19 protein-coding genes, 2 tRNA genes and 3 rRNA genes are annotated in these 23,388 nt (G+C 56.8%); 11 read left to right on the plus strand and 13 right to left on the minus strand.

What is annotated here, in order from left to right; translation table 11 throughout:
* Window positions 1–174: 174 nt before the first annotated feature.
* The 5 genes from rrf to QMK52_RS25160 form a co-directional block, all read right to left on the minus strand.
* Window positions 175–290, minus strand: a 5S ribosomal RNA gene (gene rrf / locus QMK52_RS25140).
* A 157-nt stretch (window positions 291–447) separates the two neighbouring features.
* Window positions 448–3,339 (minus strand): 23S ribosomal RNA (locus QMK52_RS25145).
* Window positions 3,340–3,586: 247 nt separating this feature from the next.
* Window positions 3,587–3,662 (minus strand) — tRNA-Ala (locus tag QMK52_RS25150).
* Window positions 3,663–3,692: 30 nt separating this feature from the next.
* Window positions 3,693–3,769, minus strand: a tRNA-Ile gene (locus tag QMK52_RS25155).
* A gap of 81 nt (window positions 3,770–3,850) precedes the next feature.
* Window positions 3,851–5,387, minus strand: a 16S ribosomal RNA gene (locus QMK52_RS25160).
* Together the 16S, 23S and 5S rRNA genes with 2 tRNA genes alongside form the textbook arrangement of a ribosomal RNA operon.
* A 641-nt stretch (window positions 5,388–6,028) precedes the next feature.
* Here QMK52_RS25160 and rhtA point away from each other — a divergent pair.
* The 4 genes from rhtA (at window position 6,029) to QMK52_RS25180 (ending at window position 8,826) form a co-directional block, all read left to right on the plus strand.
* Window positions 6,029–6,916: a threonine/homoserine exporter RhtA gene (rhtA, locus tag QMK52_RS25165; protein ID WP_194440389.1), complete on the plus strand. Its 888-nt coding sequence runs from the start codon at window positions 6,029–6,031 to the stop codon at window positions 6,914–6,916.
* Between the two features lie 162 nt (window positions 6,917–7,078).
* On the plus strand, window positions 7,079–7,360 hold the full coding sequence (locus tag QMK52_RS25170) for a hypothetical protein (protein ID WP_003190182.1): 282 nt from the start codon (window positions 7,079–7,081) through the stop codon (window positions 7,358–7,360).
* Between the two features lie 108 nt (window positions 7,361–7,468).
* Window positions 7,469–8,200, plus strand: coding sequence for an SDR family oxidoreductase (locus QMK52_RS25175; RefSeq protein ID WP_005786768.1), 732 nt, complete (start codon window positions 7,469–7,471; stop codon window positions 8,198–8,200).
* A gap of 35 nt (window positions 8,201–8,235) precedes the next feature.
* Window positions 8,236–8,826 (plus strand): 2-hydroxychromene-2-carboxylate isomerase, encoded by a 591-nt coding sequence (locus tag QMK52_RS25180; RefSeq protein ID WP_005786766.1) that lies wholly within the window; start codon window positions 8,236–8,238, stop codon window positions 8,824–8,826.
* A 37-nt stretch (window positions 8,827–8,863) separates the two neighbouring features.
* Here the strand turns inward: QMK52_RS25180 and QMK52_RS25185 are convergent, their stop codons facing one another.
* From QMK52_RS25185 to QMK52_RS25195, 3 genes are all read right to left on the minus strand, one after another.
* Window positions 8,864–10,672, minus strand: coding sequence for an aminopeptidase P family protein (locus QMK52_RS25185; RefSeq protein WP_005786764.1), 1,809 nt, complete (start codon window positions 10,670–10,672; stop codon window positions 8,864–8,866).
* Between the two features lie 49 nt (window positions 10,673–10,721).
* Window positions 10,722–11,882, minus strand: a complete 1,161-nt coding sequence (locus QMK52_RS25190) for a cysteine desulfurase family protein (RefSeq protein ID WP_194440388.1) — start codon at window positions 11,880–11,882, stop codon at window positions 10,722–10,724.
* A gap of 232 nt (window positions 11,883–12,114) precedes the next feature.
* Window positions 12,115–12,384 (minus strand): hypothetical protein, encoded by a 270-nt coding sequence (locus tag QMK52_RS25195; RefSeq protein WP_005786761.1) that lies wholly within the window; start codon window positions 12,382–12,384, stop codon window positions 12,115–12,117.
* 487 nt (window positions 12,385–12,871) lie between these two features.
* On the opposite strand from QMK52_RS25195, the gene QMK52_RS25200 reads away from it, so the two are divergent.
* Window positions 12,872–13,975 (plus strand): sigma-54 interaction domain-containing protein, encoded by a 1,104-nt coding sequence (locus QMK52_RS25200; protein WP_005786759.1) that lies wholly within the window; start codon window positions 12,872–12,874, stop codon window positions 13,973–13,975.
* On the opposite strand, the gene QMK52_RS25205 is transcribed toward QMK52_RS25200, so the two are convergent.
* On the minus strand, window positions 13,964–14,329 hold the full coding sequence (locus QMK52_RS25205) for an antibiotic biosynthesis monooxygenase (protein WP_005786757.1): 366 nt from the start codon (window positions 14,327–14,329) through the stop codon (window positions 13,964–13,966). The two genes, QMK52_RS25200 and QMK52_RS25205, sit on opposite strands and share 12 nt — an antisense overlap.
* Window positions 14,330–14,429: 100 nt before the next feature.
* Between QMK52_RS25205 and soxR the strand changes: the two genes are divergently transcribed.
* Both soxR and QMK52_RS25215 read left to right on the plus strand, forming a co-directional pair.
* A complete protein-coding gene (gene soxR, locus QMK52_RS25210; RefSeq protein WP_005786755.1) occupies window positions 14,430–14,885 on the plus strand; it encodes a redox-sensitive transcriptional activator SoxR in 456 nt (151 codons plus the stop codon).
* Between the two features lie 74 nt (window positions 14,886–14,959).
* Window positions 14,960–15,418 carry a VOC family protein gene (locus tag QMK52_RS25215; RefSeq protein WP_005786753.1) on the plus strand — a complete coding sequence of 153 codons (459 nt, stop codon included), beginning with the start codon at window positions 14,960–14,962 and terminating at the stop codon, window positions 15,416–15,418.
* A gap of 106 nt (window positions 15,419–15,524) precedes the next feature.
* Here QMK52_RS25215 and QMK52_RS25220 read toward each other — a convergent pair whose 3' ends face one another.
* From QMK52_RS25220 to QMK52_RS25235, 4 genes are read right to left on the minus strand one after another with little or no spacing between them, the layout of a single operon-like run.
* The gene (locus tag QMK52_RS25220; RefSeq protein WP_320403611.1) at window positions 15,525–16,757 is read right to left on the minus strand and encodes an MFS transporter; all 1,233 of its coding nucleotides are present in this window, start codon (window positions 16,755–16,757) and stop codon (window positions 15,525–15,527) included.
* Window positions 16,754–17,470, minus strand: a complete 717-nt coding sequence (locus QMK52_RS25225; protein ID WP_005786749.1) for a 2OG-Fe dioxygenase family protein — start codon at window positions 17,468–17,470, stop codon at window positions 16,754–16,756. Before QMK52_RS25225 ends, QMK52_RS25220 begins: the two co-directional genes overlap by 4 nt.
* Window positions 17,471–17,474: 4 nt before the next feature.
* A complete protein-coding gene (locus QMK52_RS25230) occupies window positions 17,475–18,842 on the minus strand; it encodes an ATP-grasp domain-containing protein (RefSeq protein WP_005786747.1) in 1,368 nt (455 codons plus the stop codon).
* A complete protein-coding gene (locus QMK52_RS25235; protein ID WP_320403612.1) occupies window positions 18,839–19,975 on the minus strand; it encodes a KamA family radical SAM protein in 1,137 nt (378 codons plus the stop codon). Before QMK52_RS25235 ends, QMK52_RS25230 begins: the two co-directional genes overlap by 4 nt.
* A gap of 781 nt (window positions 19,976–20,756) precedes the next feature.
* Between QMK52_RS25235 and QMK52_RS25240 the strand changes: the two genes are divergently transcribed.
* The 4 genes from QMK52_RS25240 to QMK52_RS25255 are packed head-to-tail and all read left to right on the plus strand — an operon-like array spanning window position 20,757 to window position 23,369.
* Window positions 20,757–21,959, plus strand: a complete 1,203-nt coding sequence (locus QMK52_RS25240; protein ID WP_005786742.1) for a PepSY-associated TM helix domain-containing protein — start codon at window positions 20,757–20,759, stop codon at window positions 21,957–21,959.
* Window positions 21,956–22,492 carry a hypothetical protein gene (locus QMK52_RS25245; protein WP_005786740.1) on the plus strand — a complete coding sequence of 179 codons (537 nt, stop codon included), beginning with the start codon at window positions 21,956–21,958 and terminating at the stop codon, window positions 22,490–22,492. Before QMK52_RS25240 ends, QMK52_RS25245 begins: the two co-directional genes overlap by 4 nt.
* Entirely contained in the window at window positions 22,489–22,812 is a 324-nt protein-coding gene (locus QMK52_RS25250) for a hypothetical protein (RefSeq protein ID WP_005786738.1), read from the plus strand. The genes QMK52_RS25245 and QMK52_RS25250 overlap by 4 nt, the downstream gene beginning before the upstream one ends.
* Window positions 22,809–23,369, plus strand: coding sequence for a DUF6162 family protein (locus QMK52_RS25255; RefSeq protein ID WP_005786737.1), 561 nt, complete (start codon window positions 22,809–22,811; stop codon window positions 23,367–23,369). Before QMK52_RS25250 ends, QMK52_RS25255 begins: the two co-directional genes overlap by 4 nt.
* Window positions 23,370–23,388: the final 19 nt, after the last annotated feature.

The raw sequence follows: 23,388 nt of genomic DNA on the forward strand, positions 1-23,388 counted from the left end.
GTAACGATCAGTCCTTGTGAAAATGTGCTGCACCATACCAAAAATGCAGAAACACTTTGCATTGATTTCCCCAACGGCACGTTATTTAAGCGAGAGTCCCAGAGGCAGCCGGCTTTTCAACCGCCCAAAACAAAACCCCTGTTTGCGTTAGCAAACAGGGGTTTCGGAATTTAATCTTGACGATGACCTACTCTCACATGGGGAAACCCCACACTACCATCGGCGATGCATCGTTTCACTGCTGAGTTCGGGATGGGATCAGGTGGTTCCAATGCTCTATGGTCGTCAAGAAATTCGGGTACTGAGTCGCGACCAGTTGGCCTCGCTTCAGCAAATTGGGTATGTGACAGCTTTCGGTGTTTTGTGAGCGTCGAACTTTCGGTTCATCTTCGTCTTCACACACCGCAATCTGATGCTCTTTCGAGAAACAAATTGCTTGGGTGTTATATGGTCAAGCCTCACGGGCAATTAGTATTGGTTAGCTCAACGCCTCACAGCGCTTACACACCCAACCTATCAACGTCGTAGTCTTCGACGGCCCTTCAGGGAACTCAAGGTTCCAGTGAGATCTCATCTTGAGGCTAGTTTCCCGCTTAGATGCTTTCAGCGGTTATCTATTCCGAACATAGCTACCCGGCAATGCCACTGGCGTGACAACCGGAACACCAGAGGTTCGTCCACTCCGGTCCTCTCGTACTAGGAGCAGCCCCTCTCAAATCTCAAACGTCCACGGCAGATAGGGACCGAACTGTCTCACGACGTTCTAAACCCAGCTCGCGTACCACTTTAAATGGCGAACAGCCATACCCTTGGGACCGGCTTCAGCCCCAGGATGTGATGAGCCGACATCGAGGTGCCAAACACCGCCGTCGATATGAACTCTTGGGCGGTATCAGCCTGTTATCCCCGGAGTACCTTTTATCCGTTGAGCGATGGCCCTTCCATACAGAACCACCGGATCACTAAGACCTACTTTCGTACCTGCTCGACGTGTCTGTCTCGCAGTCAAGCGCGCTTTTGCCTTTATACTCTACGACCGATTTCCGACCGGTCTGAGCGCACCTTCGTACTCCTCCGTTACTCTTTAGGAGGAGACCGCCCCAGTCAAACTACCCACCATACACTGTCCTCGATCCGGATAACGGACCTGAGTTAGAACCTCAAAGTTGCCAGGGTGGTATTTCAAGGTTGGCTCCACGCAGACTGGCGTCCACGCTTCAAAGCCTCCCACCTATCCTACACAAGCAAATTCAAAGTCCAGTGCAAAGCTATAGTAAAGGTTCACGGGGTCTTTCCGTCTAGCCGCGGATACACTGCATCTTCACAGCGATTTCAATTTCACTGAGTCTCGGGTGGAGACAGCGCCGCCATCGTTACGCCATTCGTGCAGGTCGGAACTTACCCGACAAGGAATTTCGCTACCTTAGGACCGTTATAGTTACGGCCGCCGTTTACCGGGGCTTCGATCAAGAGCTTCGCGTTAGCTAACCCCATCAATTAACCTTCCGGCACCGGGCAGGCGTCACACCCTATACGTCCACTTTCGTGTTTGCAGAGTGCTGTGTTTTTAATAAACAGTCGCAGCGGCCTGGTATCTTCGACCGGCATGAGCTTACGGAGCAAGTCCTTCACCCTCACCGGCGCACCTTCTCCCGAAGTTACGGTGCCATTTTGCCTAGTTCCTTCACCCGAGTTCTCTCAAGCGCCTTGGTATTCTCTACCCAACCACCTGTGTCGGTTTGGGGTACGGTTCCTGGTTACCTGAAGCTTAGAAGCTTTTCTTGGAAGCATGGCATCAACCACTTCGTTAACTAAAAGTTAACTCGTCATCAGCTCTCGGCCTTAGAATCCCGGATTTACCTAAGATTCCAGCCTACCACCTTAAACTTGGACAACCAACGCCAAGCTGGCCTAGCCTTCTCCGTCCCTCCATCGCAATAACCAGAAGTACAGGAATATTAACCTGTTTTCCATCGACTACGCTTTTCAGCCTCGCCTTAGGGACCGACTAACCCTGCGTCGATTAACGTTGCGCAGGAAACCTTGGTCTTTCGGCGTGGGTGTTTTTCACACCCATTGTCGTTACTCATGTCAGCATTCGCACTTCTGATACCTCCAGCAAGCTTCTCAACTCACCTTCACAGGCTTACAGAACGCTCCTCTACCGCATCACTTACGTGATACCCGTAGCTTCGGTGTATGGTTTGAGCCCCGTTACATCTTCCGCGCAGGCCGACTCGACTAGTGAGCTATTACGCTTTCTTTAAAGGGTGGCTGCTTCTAAGCCAACCTCCTAGCTGTCTAAGCCTTCCCACATCGTTTCCCACTTAACCATAACTTTGGGACCTTAGCTGACGGTCTGGGTTGTTTCCCTTTTCACGACGGACGTTAGCACCCGCCGTGTGTCTCCCATGCTCGGCACTTGTAGGTATTCGGAGTTTGCATCGGTTTGGTAAGTCGGGATGACCCCCTAGCCGAAACAGTGCTCTACCCCCTACAGTGATACATGAGGCGCTACCTAAATAGCTTTCGAGGAGAACCAGCTATCTCCGAGCTTGATTAGCCTTTCACTCCGATCCACAGGTCATCCGCTAACTTTTCAACGGTAGTCGGTTCGGTCCTCCAGTTAGTGTTACCCAACCTTCAACCTGCCCATGGATAGATCGCCCGGTTTCGGGTCTATTCCCAGCGACTAGACGCCCTATTAAGACTCGCTTTCGCTACGCCTCCCCTATTCGGTTAAGCTCGCCACTGAAAATAAGTCGCTGACCCATTATACAAAAGGTACGCAGTCACCCAACAAAGTGGGCTCCCACTGCTTGTACGCATACGGTTTCAGGATCTATTTCACTCCCCTCTCCGGGGTTCTTTTCGCCTTTCCCTCACGGTACTAGTTCACTATCGGTCAGTCAGTAGTATTTAGCCTTGGAGGATGGTCCCCCCATATTCAGACAAAGTTTCTCGTGCTCCGTCCTACTCGATTTCATGACTAAGAGATTTTCGCGTACAGGGCTATCACCCACTATGGCCGCACTTTCCAGAGCGTTCCGCTAATCTCAAAGCCACTTAAGGGCTAGTCCCCGTTCGCTCGCCACTACTAAGGGAATCTCGGTTGATTTCTTTTCCTCAGGGTACTTAGATGTTTCAGTTCCCCTGGTTCGCTTCTTGCACCTATGTATTCAGTACAAGATAACCATCTTATGATGGCTGGGTTCCCCCATTCAGACATCTCCGGATCAAAGTCTGTTTGCCGACTCCCCGAAGCTTTTCGCAGGCTACCACGTCTTTCATCGCCTCTGACTGCCAAGGCATCCACCGTATGCGCTTCTTCACTTGACCATATAACCCCAAGCAATCTGGTTATACTGTGAAGACAACATTCGCCGAAAATTCGAATTTCTCGATTAAGAGAACTCACAAATTTTACCTTAGCCTGATCCGTTACCAGTGAAAGTAACGTTCAGTCTATCTTTCTATCACATACCCAAATTTTTAAAGAACGAACTAGTCAAAGACTAGAAATCAACATTCACCATCACAACGATGGAATGCTCATTTCTAAGCTTTATACAAACAGAAGCAGTAGTGGTGGAGCCAAACGGGATCGAACCGTTGACCTCCTGCGTGCAAGGCAGGCGCTCTCCCAGCTGAGCTATGGCCCCGTATTTCTACAGGCGTTTCCCACACAAAATTGGTGGGTCTGGGCAGATTCGAACTGCCGACCTCACCCTTATCAGGGGTGCGCTCTAACCAACTGAGCTACAGACCCAATTTCGGGCTGCTTCTTTCGTCTTCTTCAATGAATCAAGCAATTCGTGTGGGAACTTATGGAGCAGCTGATGTCGTCGATTAAGGAGGTGATCCAGCCGCAGGTTCCCCTACGGCTACCTTGTTACGACTTCACCCCAGTCATGAATCACACCGTGGTAACCGTCCTCCCGAAGGTTAGACTAGCTACTTCTGGTGCAACCCACTCCCATGGTGTGACGGGCGGTGTGTACAAGGCCCGGGAACGTATTCACCGCGACATTCTGATTCGCGATTACTAGCGATTCCGACTTCACGCAGTCGAGTTGCAGACTGCGATCCGGACTACGATCGGTTTTGTGGGATTAGCTCCACCTCGCGGCTTGGCAACCCTCTGTACCGACCATTGTAGCACGTGTGTAGCCCAGGCCGTAAGGGCCATGATGACTTGACGTCATCCCCACCTTCCTCCGGTTTGTCACCGGCAGTCTCCTTAGAGTGCCCACCATTACGTGCTGGTAACTAAGGACAAGGGTTGCGCTCGTTACGGGACTTAACCCAACATCTCACGACACGAGCTGACGACAGCCATGCAGCACCTGTCTCAATGTTCCCGAAGGCACCAATCCATCTCTGGAAAGTTCATTGGATGTCAAGGCCTGGTAAGGTTCTTCGCGTTGCTTCGAATTAAACCACATGCTCCACCGCTTGTGCGGGCCCCCGTCAATTCATTTGAGTTTTAACCTTGCGGCCGTACTCCCCAGGCGGTCAACTTAATGCGTTAGCTGCGCCACTAAAAGCTCAAGGCTTCCAACGGCTAGTTGACATCGTTTACGGCGTGGACTACCAGGGTATCTAATCCTGTTTGCTCCCCACGCTTTCGCACCTCAGTGTCAGTATTAGTCCAGGTGGTCGCCTTCGCCACTGGTGTTCCTTCCTATATCTACGCATTTCACCGCTACACAGGAAATTCCACCACCCTCTACCATACTCTAGTCAGTCAGTTTTGAATGCAGTTCCCAGGTTGAGCCCGGGGATTTCACATCCAACTTAACAAACCACCTACGCGCGCTTTACGCCCAGTAATTCCGATTAACGCTTGCACCCTCTGTATTACCGCGGCTGCTGGCACAGAGTTAGCCGGTGCTTATTCTGTCGGTAACGTCAAAATTGCAGAGTATTAATCTACAACCCTTCCTCCCAACTTAAAGTGCTTTACAATCCGAAGACCTTCTTCACACACGCGGCATGGCTGGATCAGGCTTTCGCCCATTGTCCAATATTCCCCACTGCTGCCTCCCGTAGGAGTCTGGACCGTGTCTCAGTTCCAGTGTGACTGATCATCCTCTCAGACCAGTTACGGATCGTCGCCTTGGTGAGCCATTACCCCACCAACTAGCTAATCCGACCTAGGCTCATCTGATAGCGCAAGGCCCGAAGGTCCCCTGCTTTCTCCCGTAGGACGTATGCGGTATTAGCGTCCGTTTCCGAACGTTATCCCCCACTACCAGGCAGATTCCTAGGCATTACTCACCCGTCCGCCGCTCTCAAGAGAAGCAAGCTTCTCTCTACCGCTCGACTTGCATGTGTTAGGCCTGCCGCCAGCGTTCAATCTGAGCCATGATCAAACTCTTCAGTTCAAACATCTTTGGGTTTTTAAGAAACCCTAAACTTGGCTCAGCAATCGTTGGTTACATCTTTGATTTCTCGCGGAGTAACTTGTGATGCTGATAATCTTGTTGACTATCAGTCTGACTCCACAAGCACCCACACGAATTGCTTGATTCAGTTGTTAAAGAGCGGTTGGTTAAGATCTTTCGTCTCAACCGAGGCGCGCATTCTACAGCAGCCTCATTTGCTGTCAAGTGATTATTTTCAGAAGCTTTCGAAGATTTCTTCAACAACTTCAACCACTTGCGCTTAAGATCTCTCCGAAGCGGGAGGCGAATTTTACAGCGTTACACGCTGCTGTCAACACCTCTTTTTCAACTTCCTTTTGGCTTCGATGAACTGAAGCAACTTGCTGCCGAGAACTACGTAACTCATTGTTTACCAAGGAGTTTTCCGTTTCGACTGCGCCGGAAGTGGGGCGAATTATAGGCTTCCAGAATCTGCCGTCAACTCTTAATTTGGGTTTTCTATTAAATCCGCGGCAAACTCAAGAATTACACTATATAGACAACCACTGCGTGCGATTTGAGCAATATATTGCTCATCGCTTAACAGTTAAGCATCATAGCGTCTTCTGCTTATTGACTACGACCTCAGAAGAGCCCTCTCAATGACCACTTCACCCCGCAGCCTGGCCTCGGCACTGTTTCCCGTCGGCCTGCTGTTGATCGCCATGGCCTCCATCCAATCCGGGGCATCATTGGCCAAGAGCATGTTCCCCGTTGTCGGCGCACAAGGCACCACCGCCCTGCGTTTGATTTTTGCCAGTGCGATCATGCTGCTCATATTGCGACCATGGCGCGCCAAGCTGACGGCCAAGTCACTGCGCACAGTGATCATCTACGGGATGGCGCTAGGTGGCATGAACTTCCTCTTCTATATGTCACTGCGCACTGTCCCCCTGGGAATTGCCGTAGCGCTCGAATTCACAGGCCCGCTTGCTGTAGCTATCTATGCCTCGCGCCGAGCTGTCGACTTCGTGTGGATTGCTCTGGCGATCATTGGCCTGCTTCTGTTGATTCCGATGGACAAGGCCAGTAGCGGCGTTGATCTGATAGGGGCCGCTTACGCGCTGGGCGCCGGCGTATGCTGGGCGCTCTACATTTTGTTTGGCCAAAAGGCGGGAAATGACAATGGCGTCCAGACCGCCGCGCTCGGCGTAATGATTGCCGCCCTCTTCGTTGCACCGATCGGCATCGTGCATGCCGGCGCCGCGCTGCTGACGCCAGCACTGATCCCTGTCGCCATCGGCGTGGCGATTCTGTCCACTGCACTGCCCTACACCCTTGAGATGGTCGCACTAACACGCCTTCCCGCCCGTACTTTCGGCACACTGATGAGTATCGAGCCGGCGTTCGGCGCCCTCTCCGGCCTGTTTTTCCTGCACGAGCATCTATCGCTCGCCCAGTGGCTGGCCATCACCTGCATTATCCTGGCCTCGGTCGGTGCCACTTTGACGATGCGCCACGAATCCAAACCACTGGTACCCGCCGACTGATCATCTTTAACCCCAGCTCTGGTATTTGCCGCTCATTTAGGCCATGTTTAGGCCGTAACCGAATGTCATTCATGGAGAATTTCGACACGGACTGCATGAACGCTTCGCTCGAGAGCGAGTAAAGCAGCCCTGTTCTTTGCAGGGCGGCTATTAAGGATGGGAATGAAACGAATTTTGATACTGTTGCTGGTTGTAGGCATCGCGGGTTGTGCCGCCACCACTAAAACAGAAGTGAAACGCGGTAAAAAAGGACTGCATATCAACTGTTCGGGCCTGTCCTCCTCCTGGGACCAGTGCTACACCAGTGCCGCCAATTCATGCGGCGCCAAGGGTTATCGAGTGATTGCCAAGTCCGGCGACAACTCCGAAGAGCCAGGGGACTATCCCTTCGGTCTCAACCCTGCCGGCTATACCAGCCGCAGCATGATCGTCATCTGCAAATAGCTGCCCGAGCAGTCTCCCTGACTGCTCATCTTAAATTTCCACACAGGCCAGGCCATTTACGACATGGCGACTAAACTCCTGCTCGATCATCGAGCCAATGGAGTTCCCATGACGCACAACAACAAAATCGTATTGGTGGTAGGCGCCGGTGACGCAACCGGCGGCGCCATAGCCAAGCGCTTTGCCCGCGAAGGTTACATCGCCTGCGTGACCCGTCGTAGTGCCGACAAACTGCAACCACTGGTAGACAGCATTCAATTGGCGGGCGGGCAAGCCCATGGCTTTGCCTGTGATGCACGTAAAGAAGAAGACGTGATCGCACTGGTAGAGCAAATCGAAACGGAGCTGGGGCCCATTGAAGCGTTCGTCTTCAACATCGGTGCCAATGTGCCTTGCAGCATTCTGGAAGAAACCGCACGCAAGTACTTCAAGATTTGGGAGATGGCGTGTTTCTCCGGTTTCTTGAACGCGCGCGAAGTCGCCAAGCGTATGGCCACCCGTAAACGCGGCACCATCCTGTTCACCGGCGCCACTGCCGGCTTGCGCGGGGCCGCGGGATTTGCCGCATTCGCCGGGGCCAAACACGGTATCCGCGCCCTGGCCCAAAGCATGGCGCGGGAATTAGGCCCGATGAACATCCACGTCGCCCATGTAGTAGTCGATGGCGCCATCGATACCGAGTTCATCCGCGAGAACTTCCCGCAAAAATATGCTCTCAAGGATCAGGACGGCCTCCTCAACCCTGACCACATCGCCGAAAACTACTGGTACCTGCACAGCCAGCCCCGGGACGCCTGGACGTTCGAGATGGACCTGCGCCCCTGGAACGAACCCTGGTAACACGCCCCTATAACAATAAGCAGCGAGTATCGACCATGAGTAAAACCCTGGAATTTTTCTTTGATCTCGGTAGCCCCGCGACTTACCTGGCCTATACCCAACTATCGGCACTCTGCGCCGAGACCGGCGCGCATCTGGTCTATCAACCGATGCTGTTGGGCGGCGTATTCAAGGCTACTGGCAACGCCTCACCGATCACTGTGCCGGCCAAGGGTCGCTACATGCTGGATGACTTGGCGCGCTACGCCAAACGCTACAATGTACCGCTCAGGTTCAACCCGCACTTTCCCATCAATACACTGGTACTGATGCGCGCAATCACCGGCATACAAATCCATGAGCCTGAGCGCTTCCCCGACTTTATCGACTGCCTGTTCCGCGCCCTCTGGGTGGAAGGCCGACACCTGGGCGATCTCGAGGTCGTGGCCCATGTGCTGACCGAGCATGGGTTCGACCCAGAGCAGGTATTGGCCCTGTCCAATGATGAAGCCGTCAAAAGCGCGCTCAAAGACAAAACCGAACAAGCCGTTAAACGCGGCGTGTTCGGTGCCCCCAGCTTTTTTGTAGGCAATCAGCTGTTCTTTGGTCAGGACCGGCTGGATTTCGTGCGCGAAGCCCTCAGCTAAATATCACTTGCAGCCGGCACAGGCCGGCTGCAGCCAATCAAATAGCTGTGGTACGCACCTGCAACCACTCAAGCGCCGCACCACTGAGCAACGGGCTCAAGCGCTCACGCACCTGGGCGTGATAGGCGTTGAACCATTCGCGCTCATCCGCCGTCAGCAACGACGGTTCCAGGCAACGGGTGTCAATCGGGCACAAGGTCAGGGTTTCGAACTTGAGGAACTCCCCAAACTCGGTCTTGCCCGCTTCACGGTTCAACACCAGGTTTTCGATGCGTACACCCCAACGACCAGGGCGATAAGTCCCCGGCTCGATGGAAGTAATCATCCCGGGGTGCATCGCTGTTTGTGGCGCGGCAGCGGCCTGGTAGGCAATAACCTGCGGCCCCTCATGCACATTGAGGAAATAACCTACGCCATGACCTGTACCGTGACCGTAGTCCACCCCTTCGGCCCAGATCGGCGCACGGGCAATCGCATCCAGCAACGGTGAGAGAATACCTTTGGGGAAGTGTGCACGGGACAGGGCAATCACACCCTTGAGTACCCGCGTGCAATCGCGCTTCTGCTCATCACTCGGGGTACCGATGGGCACCATCCGCGTGATGTCCGTGGTGCCCCCCAGGTACTGGCCACCGGAATCGATCAATAGCAAGCCATCGCCTTCGATCAGGGCATGCTCTTGTTCAGTCGCGTGGTAATGCGGCATGGCGCCGTTGGCGTTGAACGCAGCAATGGTGTTGAAGCTCAGCGACACATAGCCAGGGCGACGGGTACGCGCCGCAGTCAAGTGTTCGTCGATCGTCAGTTCGGTAATGCGCTCGCGGCCCAGGGCGCTGTCGAGCCAGGCAAAAAATTCGCACAACGCAGCGCCATCCTGCTCCATGGCCTGACGGATATGTTCCGCGTCCGCCAGGCTTTTGCGGGATTTTGCGAGCGTGGTCGGGTTGAGTCCTTCAACCAGCTTGACGCCGGCATCGAGATTTTCCAGCAAGCCGGCCGTCACGCGTGCGGGGTCCACTTGCAAACTGGCCCCCGACGGTACGGCACGCAGTGCATTGGCCACTTCGCTGTAGTCGCGCAACGTCACGCCATCCTGCTCGAGCATCGCCCGCAACTCGGCATCGACCTTGCCCAGCGCGACAAACAACGTAGCCTGCTGTTGGTTGATCAACGCAAAAGATACAAACACCGGGTTGAAGGACACATCACCGCCACGCAGGTTGAACAACCAGGCGATGTCGTCCAGCGTCGCGATGAAATGCCAATCGGCGCCCTTGTCTTTCAAGCTGGCGCGCAGTGCGGCGAGTTTCTCGCCACGGCTGACGGTGGCTTGAGGCGGCAGATGCTGGTAGATCGGCTGGTTCGGTAGCGTCGGGCGGTCTTGCCAGACTTCGTCGAGCAGGTCGATATCAGTGCGCAAGCGGGCGCCGCGCTCGGCAAGCTTGCCCCCCAGAGTACGTGCCGAAGCCACGGCCATGACCGCGCCGTCCACAGCCACTACGCCACCTTCAGGGGTTTGCTCGGCCAGCCATTCCAACGGCCCAGGCTGGCCCGGCTGCAGCTTTACCAACTCAATGCCACTGCCCTTGAGTTCCTTGGTCGCCTGTTCCCAGTAACGACTATCGGCCCAGACCCCGGCAAAATCCGCTGTGACGATCAGTGTCCCCACCGAGCCATGGAACCCCGACAACCATTGGCGCCCCTGCCAGTAGCCCGGCAAGTATTCGGACAAGTGCGGGTCAGCCGATGGCACCAGCAGGGCGTGAATGCCCTCGCGGCGCATCAGTTCACGGGTATGCGCCAGGCGCTGGGGAACCGTTCCATGGGTCAAAGGCTGCGTACTCATTGTGTCTCCTGCTAACCACGAATAATTATTATATGTTGCCAATGATAAATCAGACCGCCCAAAACGCCGGTGCGCTGGCCAGTGCGGCCTTGATCAGCCGGGCCGCTTCGTCGATATCCTGTTCGGTGGTAAACCGGCCCAGGCTCAAGCGGATAGTGCGTCCGGCGCTGCGAGCATCATGCCCCAAGGCCAGGAGCACATGGGACGGCGCATTGCTCGCCGAATTGCACGCCGAAGTCGCGGAAAAGGCAATGCCCGCGCTCAGTGTGGCAGAGTTGAACTCACCCTCGCTGAACGTGAGGCTCAGGGTATGTGGGATACGTTGGGTTGGGCTGCCATTGAGGCGCAAGCCGGTAACCGACGTCAGGTGATCCAGCAGGCGCTGGCGCAACGCTACAATACGAGCCTTCTCATCAGCAAAGGACGCTGCCGCCAAGGCAAACGCCGTCCCCATGCCGGCAATTTGATGGGTCGCCAGGGTGCCGGAACGCAAGCCCCCTTCGTGTCCACCGCCATGAATCTGCGCCAGCACTTTCTGTTGCGCCAAAGGCCCGACATACAACGCGCCGATACCTTTGGGGCCGTACAGCTTGTGCGCGGAGAACGACATCAAATCCACCGGCCACAGGCCCAGGTCGATGGCTACCTTGCCAGCCCCTTGCGCCGCGTCCACATGAAACAACGCGCCATGCTCACGTACCCGCGCACCGATGGCCGGGATGTCATTCAGGGTGCCCAACTCGTTATTGACCAGCATCAGCGAGACCAGGAAGGTGTCCTCGCGCAGGGCTTCGCTGACCGCTTCGACGCTGATCAAGCCGTCCGCATCCGGCACCAGGTAGGTCACCGCCACGCCGGCTTCCTGCAGTTGCCGAGCAGTATCCAGTGTGGCCTTGTGCTCGATCTGGCTGGTGATGATATGCCCACCCGCCACACCACGGGCCTGGGTCACCCCCTTGAGTGCCAGGTTGTTGGACTCCGTGGCGCCGGAGGTCCAGACGATCTGCTCCGGCTGGGCGCCGACCAGCTCGGCGACCTGGCGACGCGCCTGTTCAACCGTGTGCCGGGCCGCCTGGCCGAATGCATGGGAACTGGACGCCGGGTTACCAAAGTTGGCATTGAAGCCCAGGCACTCGACCATCACCTGGATAACCCGCTCATCCACCGGCGTGGTAGCGGCGTAGTCAAAATACAACGGACGTTTATTCATGACGTTAAAACTCGCAGAGCGTGCTCCCGAAAGCAGCCTCTCGGGGGGCATCGACCGGAACAGAGGTCGTCAGGTTTAACCGATCGAATGCCATTAAAGAAGGTAACTTTATTTAAATGTGCGTAGGAACGCTCCTGGAATTGAGCTTAACAGGCTGAAGTAGCTCCATGGCAAACAAAAAGCCCGAGGTTCCTTAAGGGAATCCTCGGGCTTTTTATCGCAAAAGGCCGGCTCAACTGGGGCGACCATGCAGGACTACGCTGCGCTCGGCGTTCATTTCACCCTGGCGATCAAAAGAGAAAGGCTTCTGTGGCTGGCCAAGCAACGTAGCGCGCTGCTGCTGATATTCGTCAAACGACAAGCCGCGACGGCTCAGCGCCTCCAGGGCCAATTGCCGGGTCTCCTCGGCGGTGTATGGACGCAATTCCGGGGCTGGATGGGACGCACATCCGGCAAGGACAGAGGTAACAAGTAGCAGCGAAACAGCGAGGAAACGGTTCATGGCGGCGGCTCTGCGAGAGGGGTTTCAAGTCAATGAACACAGGCTACTCCCGGTCCCTTCCACTGAAAAATCATCGCCCGTGATAGTCGCTATCAACCGGCACGCCACCTTCAACAATCGGCCGCCAATATTCCTTAAAGATCTATAAATATGCAAAAACATCCATTTACGGAATAAATCATTTTATCTATAAATAGCTTCACACGTCAGCAACTGTGCAGTGGCAACAGCCAACCCCAAAACTGCGGTCAGACAACAACTCCCTTTCTCGGCAGCGAGCGCCATACCCATACAGATCAAGGCCTGAACCCGTTGGTACAGCCCTTGTTCAACCTACTTCGCCTCTGTTGCTCAGTACCCCGCCGTTAAAGGAGCTGTTAACTAGTGTTCCCGTTGCTACCGCAGCTGTATGCCAGCCTGACGGGGCCGTTGGGGCATTGAGCCAGTCCCTGCCGATCCCGACGTTCTACTCCTGAAAGAGGTGCCCATGCAGCTTTTGACCCTACCGCCCTCGCCCGCCCTTGCGACCTCGATCCGCGCCACGGCCCAGGTCTTCGAAGACCCCAAATCCCAGGCACTGCTCGACCATATCCGACAAGTGGCGCCCAGCGAAGCCAGCGTGCTGATCATCGGCGAGACCGGCACCGGCAAAGAGCTGGTGGCGCGGCATATCCACAACCTCAGCGCCCGGCGCAACCGGCCGTTCGTGGCGGTGAACTGCGGGGCGTTCTCTGAATCTCTGGTGGAAGCCGAGTTGTTCGGCCATGAGAAAGGCGCGTTTACCGGCGCCCTCAGCGCCAAGGCCGGCTGGTTCGAAGAGGCAGACGGCGGCACCTTGTTTCTCGATGAGATCGGCGACCTGCCGATGGCCATCCAGGTCAAGCTGCTGCGGGTGTTGCAGGAGCGCGAAGTGGTGCGCCTGGGCTCGCGCAAAAGCATACCTATTGATGTAAGGATCCTGGCCGCCACCAACGTACAACTGGAAAAGGCCATCAACGCCGGGCATTTTCGCGAAGATCTGTACTACCGCCTCGATGTGGTCAGTCTGGAGCTGAGCCCGCTGCGCGAGCGCCCCGGCGATATCCTGCCGCTGACCCGCCACTTTATCCAAGCCTACAGCCAGCGCCTGGGCTACGGCCCGATCACCATCAGCAGCGAGGCCGAGCACAAACTCAAGCGCTACAGTTGGCCGGGCAATATTCGCGAGCTGGAAAACGTGATTCACCACACCTTGCTGATCTGCCGCAACGGCGTGATCGAACGCGACGATCTGCGCCTGTCAAATATGCGCATCGAGCGCCAGGACGACAGCCAGCACGCCACCGACAACAGCGCCGAAGCCTTGCTTGCGCGGGCGTTTCAAAAGCTCTTCGAGGAACAGGCCGGCGCCCTGCATGAAAAAGTCGAGGACGCTTTATTACGCGCCGCTTACCGCTTCAGCCATTACAACCAGGTGCACACCGCCAACCTGCTGGGCCTGAGCCGCAACGTTACGCGCACGCGCCTGATCAAGATCGGCGAACTGGCGGTAAACAAACGCCGGCCCGGGCAAACGCTGCAGGGCGAACGGATGCTGCATTTATCCATTTAAGCGGCAGTGCAAAGCATCGTCCTGACTGCGCTCAAAACTGCGCAACACCTGGAATGATCCGAAGGTCACAGCCGTCGCTTGATGCGCGCGGATCAGTGTCCAGAAATCTTCGTCGCCGTGCTCGAAACGCTTGAAGGCTGCTTCTCCGTCCTCGCGGGATTGCCATTGCAGGTAATTGAGCACCCGCCGCCCATCATCACTGACCTGCACACTGGCGCTCAGAAAGCCGCCATGGCTTGCAGCGAGGCGCTCGCTCTGGGTGGTCAAAGCCGCCACCAGGGCTGATTGCTGGCGGGGCTCGATCTGAAATTCGATCAATTGAGTGAAGCTGCGATTTTTCTCTGATACCTGCATGAGCACTCCCCTTTCTCTGTAGGCAGAATCTTGCGATTCGATGTCACGCAGGGTAAAACCTCTAGTTAAGTCGAGGTCAAGCACTGTTTGGGAGTCTTACATGCTCAGCAACGAACTCAGCGTCGGTCAGTTGGCCGCCCGCAGCGGCGTAGCGGTCACCGCCCTGCACTTCTACGAATCCAAAGGACTGATCAAAAGCAATCGCAATGCCGGCAATCAACGCCGCTATCCACGGGACGTACTGCGCCGGGTGGTGCTGATCAAAATCGCTCAACGCCTGGGCATTCCGCTGGCGACCATTGGCGAGGCATTGCGGGCCCTGCCCGATGGGCGTACACCGAACGCTCACGACTGGGAGCGGCTGTCGGCGTTGTGGCGTGAAGATCTGGATGAGCGCATCAACAAGCTGATGCTGCTGCGCGACAAGCTCAATGGTTGTATCGGGTGCGGGTGCCTGTCGATGGAGGCGTGCCCGTTGCGCAATCACGATGACCAGTTGGGTGAGCGTGGCCCCGGTGCGCAACTGCTGGAGCCCACGCTTGATTCCGATCGGTAAAGCCGGTTGCGCAATGCAACGTGACCTATAGTGAAAAGGCTGTAACTCCATAACCACAATCAAAGGAGAACGTTATGAGCGTTAAACCTATTCCCGAGGGTTACCACGGCATTACTCCCTACCTGGGCATCAACGAGGCCGCAAAGGCGATCGAGTTCTACAAAAAGGCCTTTGGCGCCTCAGTGTTCATGCGCCTGGACATGCCCGACGGCAGGGTCGGCCATGCGGAGCTGCGTATTGGCGAAGCGGTGATCATGCTGGGCACGCCCTGTGACGAAACGGCCCTGCGCAATCCCGACTCACATCCCAGTGTCGGTTTGCACCTGTATGTGAATGACGTGGACGCACAATTCAAACAGGCGGTTGATGCCGGCGCCAGCGTAGTGTCCGAGCCGCAGGATCAGTTCTATGGGGATCGCTCGGCGAGTGTGAAGGATCCGTTCGGTCATCTCTGGTTCCTGGCCACCCATAAGGAGGACCTGACCGAGGAGCAAATCCGCCAACGTGCCATGCAGATGTTCAAGCAAAATTAACCCTGTGGGCGTGAGCTTGCTCGCGCCTGCAACACGCCACGCCTTGCCCCAGGTTCCAATCGGCCTGTTCCGGCAAGCTAAAGGCCTACGTGGAGTCTGGAACACTTCAAGGGCTTGTCGATCTGACACCCCGGTACGCATTGCGCCCCAGCCATATCGTCATGACCAACAAGGCGGTCAATGGCAGCCCATGGAACAACACGATCACCTGGGCCGGCGTCCACGTCACATAGAACGGCCCGACCACCAGCATGCCCACGCCAAAACCGGCCATCTGGATCAGGGTCAAGAGGCTGAACAGCGGCAAGCGCAAGCTATCGGGCTCGCTTTGCGCACGGGAGATCAACGCCACCTCGGACAATCCATCGCCCAGCCCTGCCCACACCACCAGCAACAGCGCCAGCCACAGTTCGGTCTGCTGGAATGTCAGGATAAAGCCGCTGGACATCAACGCCACACCGAGCATGAACAAGCGCTCCATGCCTTGGGTGCCACGACCTTTCAACACTGCACTGGCGATGCGCGCGCCAACAAACTTGCCACAGGCCCACACGGCCAGCAGATAGCCCATGACCGTCTTGGCCGTGTCCGGTGAAATGTACTGCGACAGCACTGGCCAGCCGACGTTATGGGCCGCGCTGCCAAGGGTGTCGAGCATGCTGATCAACAACATCGCGGCCAGCACCGGCGCACCGCGCAATCCCTTGGTCAGCTCGTGCCATTCGGCGGCCAGCCCGCGATGCGCGGCAACAGCAACGCTAAACAACGCGCGCAAGGGCAAGACCAGGCAAGCGGCAATCACATAGGTGCCGATGTTGACGGCAAACACCGCTTCAAATCCTCCCGTGGCGATCAGCAAGCCGGAGAGCAAACTGCCGAAGACCGCGCCGGTGGCAGCCGCCGAGGTGATCCATGCGTTGGTATTCACCCGCTGCTCAAGCGCGACCCAGGTGGGCAACTGACTGTTGAGGCCAATGGCAAACAGCGAATTGCACAGGCCGATGCCGAAGGCGATAAAGGGAAGAAGGGTGAGTTGATGGGCCGGTAACAATACCAGCAGCGGCGTCAGCAACAGCGCCCGGGCCAGGTCCAGCCCCGCCAACGTCCCACGCCCGGCAAACCGCCGGAAAAACGGGATGCCAAACAGGCTGGCGACAATCCCGCCGGTGACCCGGCACGCCAGGAAGATGCTGACAAACACTACGCTCTGGCTGAGCCAGTACACATAAGTGGACAACGCCACCATGTTGAGGAACGCGCCAAAATCCGACACACCGCGAGCAAAGATGATCAGGCGAGCGTTGCGGGTCGACAGATTCAGTTGTTGATCGTGGCTCATGCAGGCTGTGCCTCCTCGACACTGCGCAGGCTTACCAAGAGCACATCGCGCCAGGCCGGTGCCGTCTCCACCCGCGGTCGCACCTCCCCGGCCCGATGGTAGAACCCACGGTCGTTGATCACGATAGTCTCCAGAAATTTCTCCATCGGCAGTTTCAGCAGCCGGCTGTGCTCCGTTTCGTCGGCAAACACCTCCGACACCACCGGCACCGTGTTGCATTCGCCAATAAAGTGCATGAACACCCAATCCAGGCCGTCCTGGTGAATCCCCGAAGTGGTCGGGCTGCTCGATGGCCCATCCGCCCGCACCCGAAACTGATGGATATCGATCGTATAGGTCTGTTCGCCCAGGTGCGGGGCAATCACTGCAAGGTCCGTCGCCAGCAGCTTCTGCATGAGTGGGTGCTCGATAAAGCCCTCCTCGCTGTAGCTCAGGTGGTTCACGCCCTGGCGATAGTTCACCGCGTAGGTGACCGGCGATTTGAACGCCGTATTCCTGTCGATCTGCAATTGCCGTGACGGTAACAGACGATAGCGCAAGATGCGCCGTTCGCGGTGGGTGTAAGTCCTGAACGCCTCGTCGCGCACCAGGTTATCCCAATACGCGCGAAAGCTTTGCTCCTCACCGGGTTCAACTTTGACCAGTTCGCGAAAGTCCGGGCGATGACAAAAGTGATGTTCGCGCAAAAGCGCCGAAATCTGAGGGATGTCCATATCGCTATCCTGCAACCGGTGGATCGATGAGGATGCGCAGGTGTTGCTGCAACGCATCGTGCAAGGCATGGGCGTCGGCGGCATTGCCAACCTGGGCCCAGCATTTGAGCAAATAATGCTCCTCGATATCCGCGTCAATGTAGTGGCCGGGGTCCTGCGGGGCGTATTCCAGCACCGAGCGGTGTTGGTCCAGGAACTGCAGGCCGTCAATGCCCCTGAAAAGGCCACTGTGCTGCGGATAAATCGCCAGCATCGCGTAGTGTTGCCGCGCCTCGGCGTTCTTATGTGCGCCGGCCTCCAACTGTGCATTGATGCCCTTCTCGCCCAACAACAATCCCATATACAACTGATAAGGATCGATACCGGCCAAGTCGCGGAACGCCGAGTTCACATACAGTCCGCCCAGGCGCGGGTTGATCTCGATGACCACCGGCCCTGCGTCCGTCATGCGAAACTCGAAATGCACCACGGCGTTGGTCAGGCCCACCGCGTGCAGGCAGTCCACCGCGTACTGGCGGATCTGCTCGCACTGGGCCTGGCTGAACGACGTCGGAGGGGAAATCAGCAGGTTCTCAAGGACCGTGCCGCTGCGCTCGGTCAGCAGCAGTTTTTCATTGATCAGCAGCGGATGGACACGCTCGCCGGCAATCACACATTCCACACTGCCTTCGATGCCAGGAATATAACCTTCCAACAGAATGCTGCGCCCTGGCAGGTATTCACGCCGCAGCCCGTCCTCAGGCGGCAGGGCGTGCGCACAGCCGTAGAAGTCCGCATAAGCGGCGGCGCCATGATCACTCACGAAATGCCGATAGTGGCTGCGTAGCTCCTCCCAGTTCGAGCATTTTTTGATAAACGCCGAAGCCCCGCCAAAGGGCGGTTTGGCGATCAGTGGATAACCCACGCGCTCGGCGCCTTGCTGGAGTTCCGGTTCGTTGTTGCACAGCACGAACGGTACCGAACGCAACTCATGCTGTTTCAACACGCGGCGCATCAAGAACTTGTTATTGCACGCCGCAATCGCCTCTGGGTGGCTGTAGACCAAGCCCAACCGCTGACACGCCTGCGCAACGATACAGCCCACCTCCCCTTGTGCGGACGGGTGCCCGGCCTGGCAGAAAATCCCCCGCACCTGATAACGCCCGTCCAACTGTCCGACCAACTCCAGGATGGACTGCTCACTGAGCGTTTCGAGCAGGAACACTTCGTCACTGTCGGCCGTGAGTCGTTGCAGCTGCTTGCGCCCCGCCACGGCGGCCGTCAAACACGCCAAGCCGTGGGTGCGAGCCGCCGTGAAATGCGGTTCCCGGTAGCGGTAGCGAGCGCAAGCGCTGTCATCCACATCAATAAACAGAATCGCATCCTGTTTCATACCGCATCCTGCCAACTGCACCAGTGGCCCTCCCAGTTGCGAAAACGGTAAGTACGCTGCCCATCGCGAACTTCAAAATGCGGTAAGTCTTCAGGCTTTTCAAAGTCCAACAATGGCACGGTGAACTTGCCTTGTGCGTGAGGCAGTACATATTCGGGCAGGGCAATATTGGATACGCGGCGTTTGAGCCGATCCATTATGACGATGGCTTGGCTGATCGAGGCCTTATACTCTGAAGCACCGGGTGAAAACGGCATGAAGTGATATAAGTAATAGGGCTTTACGCCCAGACGATAAAGATCAATGAATAATTTATGCAACGTCGCTTCATCATCATTCACGCCACGCAACAGCGGCATGTTAGAGAATACTATCGGTACCACACCCTGAATCCGTTTAACCGCGACGGCAAAATCAGCACTGAGTTCAAGGGGGTGGCAGACATGCACACCAAATGCATTGACTTTGTACTTGTCCAGCATCGCCACCAACTCATCGGTCACGCGAAACGGGTTGAAACTCAAGGCCCGCGAATGAATGCGTATCAGCAGGTCATCACGAATGCCGCGCAATGCGGCCAGCATCTCCTCAAGCTTGCGGTCGGCCAGCATCAGTGGGTCACCGCCGCTGAGAATCACCTCTTCAATCGCCGGGTTACTGCGAATGTACTCCACCGAATCCTTGAACGAGTCGGTGTTGGCGTTAGCTTTGTCGGTACCCACCTGCAGCGTGCGCAGCGCCTCGAAACAGAACTGGCAATAGGCATTGCAGGTGTTGGTGGTACGCAGGATCACGCGGTTGTCGTACTTGTGCTGGCAGATGGGCGTCTTCATCTCATGATTGAGTTCCCAGTTTTCGGAACTGCCGTCATAGTCGCCCTGCACCTGTTCGCTCCAATACGGTACTACCTGGCGCCACAGTGGGTGGTCCATCACCTCGCCGGTGGTGAGTGAACGCTTGATCAAATCAATGTAGTAAGGCGTGATCTGCATCTTGCGATCTTGCAAGTTGTGCTCGATATGCGCCGTTGTGGCCTCGCCCCATCCACCGCAGGCATTGCGCAGTGCAGGTTCATCGCGGATGGCATGCTTCTGCTGCCAGCGCCAGTCTTGCCACTGAACTGAACGATGCATGGCTTGATCAAAAATCGACATGAGTTTGAACTCTCTGTTAAGGCATAGGGACGCGTACTTTTCCAGCGCAGGAAAAGTATTATTCGCAACAATGACAACCGACGGGCAGGCGACAGACCACGATCAAGTAACTAATTTGATCATCGGCACCAGAGAGATATAACAGTTCACCACGTGATGGCGCGAATAAACGACTAGCACGGTCATGCAATCAACTTCCTTTTTATAATATTCCGACTTCCAAGTCCGCACTCACTAAAGCCGATGCCCGCCAATGTGTCAATACAATAACCTTGTGATTTTTCTGGAATTAACCTGCACCCGTGCCAACACCCTTTAATGACAAGGGGGGCTTTCGTTCAAGCCAAGCTATTTGAAAAACAAATAATACTGAAAGCAACGCGCGCCGCTGTTATAGAGAGGGTTATTTCTACTTATATAACTACGTAGCCGCACTTCCGCTGAGCCAGGGGCTGGGCGCGAGGCAGTGGCGCTCAAACGCATGGCTGATGACGAAATCACCCAGCGGCATGATCACGTCCCTGGAGGTCAGGCCCGGCCTCACGCAAGCCGCTGAACGCCTAGGGGCCGGTGTATTGCGTGTTCGATCAGCTCTCAAATCCGGCCTGAATGTGAACCTGAAACATTTTCTTTCATATGCGCCTTAGGGATTTCTCATTCTCATTCGTCTTAATTTAGATACAGCCCGTCGCGTCAGCAAAAGCTACGACTGGCCTTTTCCGGGCTTTCATTGCCCCCTTCGCTCAAGACCCTCATTCATATGTCGAAGAAGTCACGCTCCAAACTCTGGTTTCTCGTACATAGCTGGCTGGCGTTGCCCATCTGGTTCTTTGTACTGATCGTCTGTGTCACCGGCACCCTGGCCGTGGTGAGCCAGGAAATCGTGTGGCTGGCCAACCCGGATATCCGTGCGAGCAAGCCGTCGGATGACGCCCAGCCGCTGAGCTTTGACCAGGTGATCGCGGCCATCAAGCGCGATGAGCCCAAGGCAATCGTCCAGTCCATCATTCGCCCGGATGAGTCGCACTTCGCCCTGAGCGTCGGCCTCAGCTACCCGGATGGGCGCTCGGTGGACGTCTACGCCAACCCCTATACCGGAGCGATCCAGGGCATCAGCCCCTCGTTCAACTTTCAGCAATTTACCCGCGCCCTGCATGGCTGGTGGCTGGTGCCTTTCACCAATGGGTACAGCTGGGGCTGGTACCTGGTATCCGCGCTGGGCTTGCCACTGCTTGCCTCGCTGGTCACCGGGCTGGTGGTGTACAAACGCTTCTGGAAAGGTTTCCTGCGCCCTACCCTGCGTATCCGACACGGTGCGCGGATCTTCTGGGGCGACTTTCACCGCCTGAGCGGCATCTGGTCGATCTGGTTTATCGCGGTCATTTCAATCACCGGCACCTGGTTCCTGATCGAGGCGGCCTTGAGCGACAACCAGATATCCATTTCCAGTGAGCCCATCGTGCCGGTGATTGCCCGTGAAAAGGTGCCATTGTCGGCGTCGGGCGTCCCGGCACCGATGATCCCTATCGATAAGGCCATCGACATCGCCGCCGAAAAAATCCCGGGGCTGGACGCCAGCTTTGTGTTCATGCCAAGCAACGCGTACAGCCACCTGCAAATCGGCGGGCGCGGCTGGTACCCGTTGATGTTCCAGACCGCGCAACTGAACCCCTATGACGGTGAAATTGCCGTCTCGAACCTGTTGTCCGACCGCACCCCCCTGGAGTTCGTCACCGAGTCGATGCGCCCGTTGCATACCGGTGACTTCGGCGGCTTGTGGATCAAGTTGATCTGGGCCTTCTTCGGCCTGGTGCTGAGCATGATGGTATTGAGCGGCTTGCTGATCTGGACCAAGCGCACGGCCCTGGCCACCCTCAATGCCCTCAAGCGCGAAGCCAAGACGCAACGCCAACCCGCTTCTATCCCGGCCATGCACGCCAAAACCTCGGAGGCACAGCGATGAGCAAGGTCGCGACCGTACCGCCATCCCCACTGCGCGCCCTCTGGCTGAAATGGCGTTTTCACATCAATGTTCTGCTGTTGCTGATACCGCTGGGGTTCATGCCCAAGTACTTCGCCGACGCCGCACTGTTTCGCGGGGATACCGGTATCGGCGAGCGCGTAGCCGGGCAAGTGCAAGTCGGCCCCTGGAGCCTGACCCTGGCCGAGTTCCGCAATGAAGGCCCGAGCCCGAACCCGGCCGGGCCGATGAAATTCTTCAACGCCGCCCTGTGTGACACCTGCGCCAACGAAGTCAAGGCCACCTACCTGCGTATCGGTAAACCCCGCAGCCTGCGCGCCGCCGGGGTGATCTTCTTCGGTACGCCATACCGCATGGGCGCCGCCCTGCCAGTGCCGGAACGCACACCGGTGGACGCCGAAGTCTGGGTGACCATGGAAGGCTGGGACGGCAGCATGCACCAGGGTTCCATCCCGCTGAACCAGGCTTCGCCTGCCACCATTGCCTGGCTGAACAAGCAAGGAGTTAAACCATGACGTTCAAGCGCCTGACCCGCGCCGCACTGTTACTGTGCGCCGGCTTGAGTACCACCGCCTTTGCCCACAACCCGATGTGCGAATGCAAGGAAATCCCCGGCGAGCAGATCCAGTGCAAGGGCGGCTTTTCCGACGGCAGTGGCGCACCCGGCGTGACGCTGGATGTGATCGGCTACGACGAAACCATCCTGGTGCCCGGCAAGCTCGGTGAAGATTCGACCCTGACCTTCAAGAAGCCCGCAGCCGAGTTCTATGTGCTGTTTGATGCAGGCCCCGGCCACGTGGTGGAAATCGACCAAGCGGATATCCAGGCGCAATGAGTACTACACAGGTTGTACGCCCCGCCGGTGCCGGCCATGAAACGCTCTATGTGCTGCTGCTGTGCCTGCTCATCCTGGCGGTGGCGGGCACGGTCGTGGCGCTGCACGGTGAAACCCAGGAAATTGCGGCGCTGCCAAGCCACCAGTTGGACGCCCGCCGTGACCTGAGCGCCGCCGAGCAAGGCATCTACGCCGACCTGCGGGTGACTCTGGATGAAATCCACTTGTTGCAGCAGGAGCAAAGCGCCCTGCCGACACCTGAGCAACTGGCCGACGAAGGCTTCGCCCCCTTTGCCCAGGATGCCAGCTCGGTCAGCCGTGGTGGCCATCGCTGGCAGTTACTCCCCTCGGCCGCCTACCTGGGCTTGAGCCAGGCACCGGCCACCAGCGGCTCGCTGCTGATGCGCGTGCAGAGCGACGAGCCGGATATCTGGCTCAACCGCAGCGTCAATCTTGCCGCCCCCTCCGACCTCACTGACCAGGCACTGATCGCAGCCGGCTGGCAGCAAGTGGTTGCGCAATTCGATGCCGGCGTGACCCGCCAGCATCGTCACTGAACGAGAAGACCGATTGCCC

Origin of the sequence: Pseudomonas sp. P9_2, assembly GCF_034008255.1 — a bacterium.
In the GTDB taxonomy this organism is placed as follows: domain Bacteria; phylum Pseudomonadota; class Gammaproteobacteria; order Pseudomonadales; family Pseudomonadaceae; genus Aquipseudomonas; species Aquipseudomonas synxantha_A.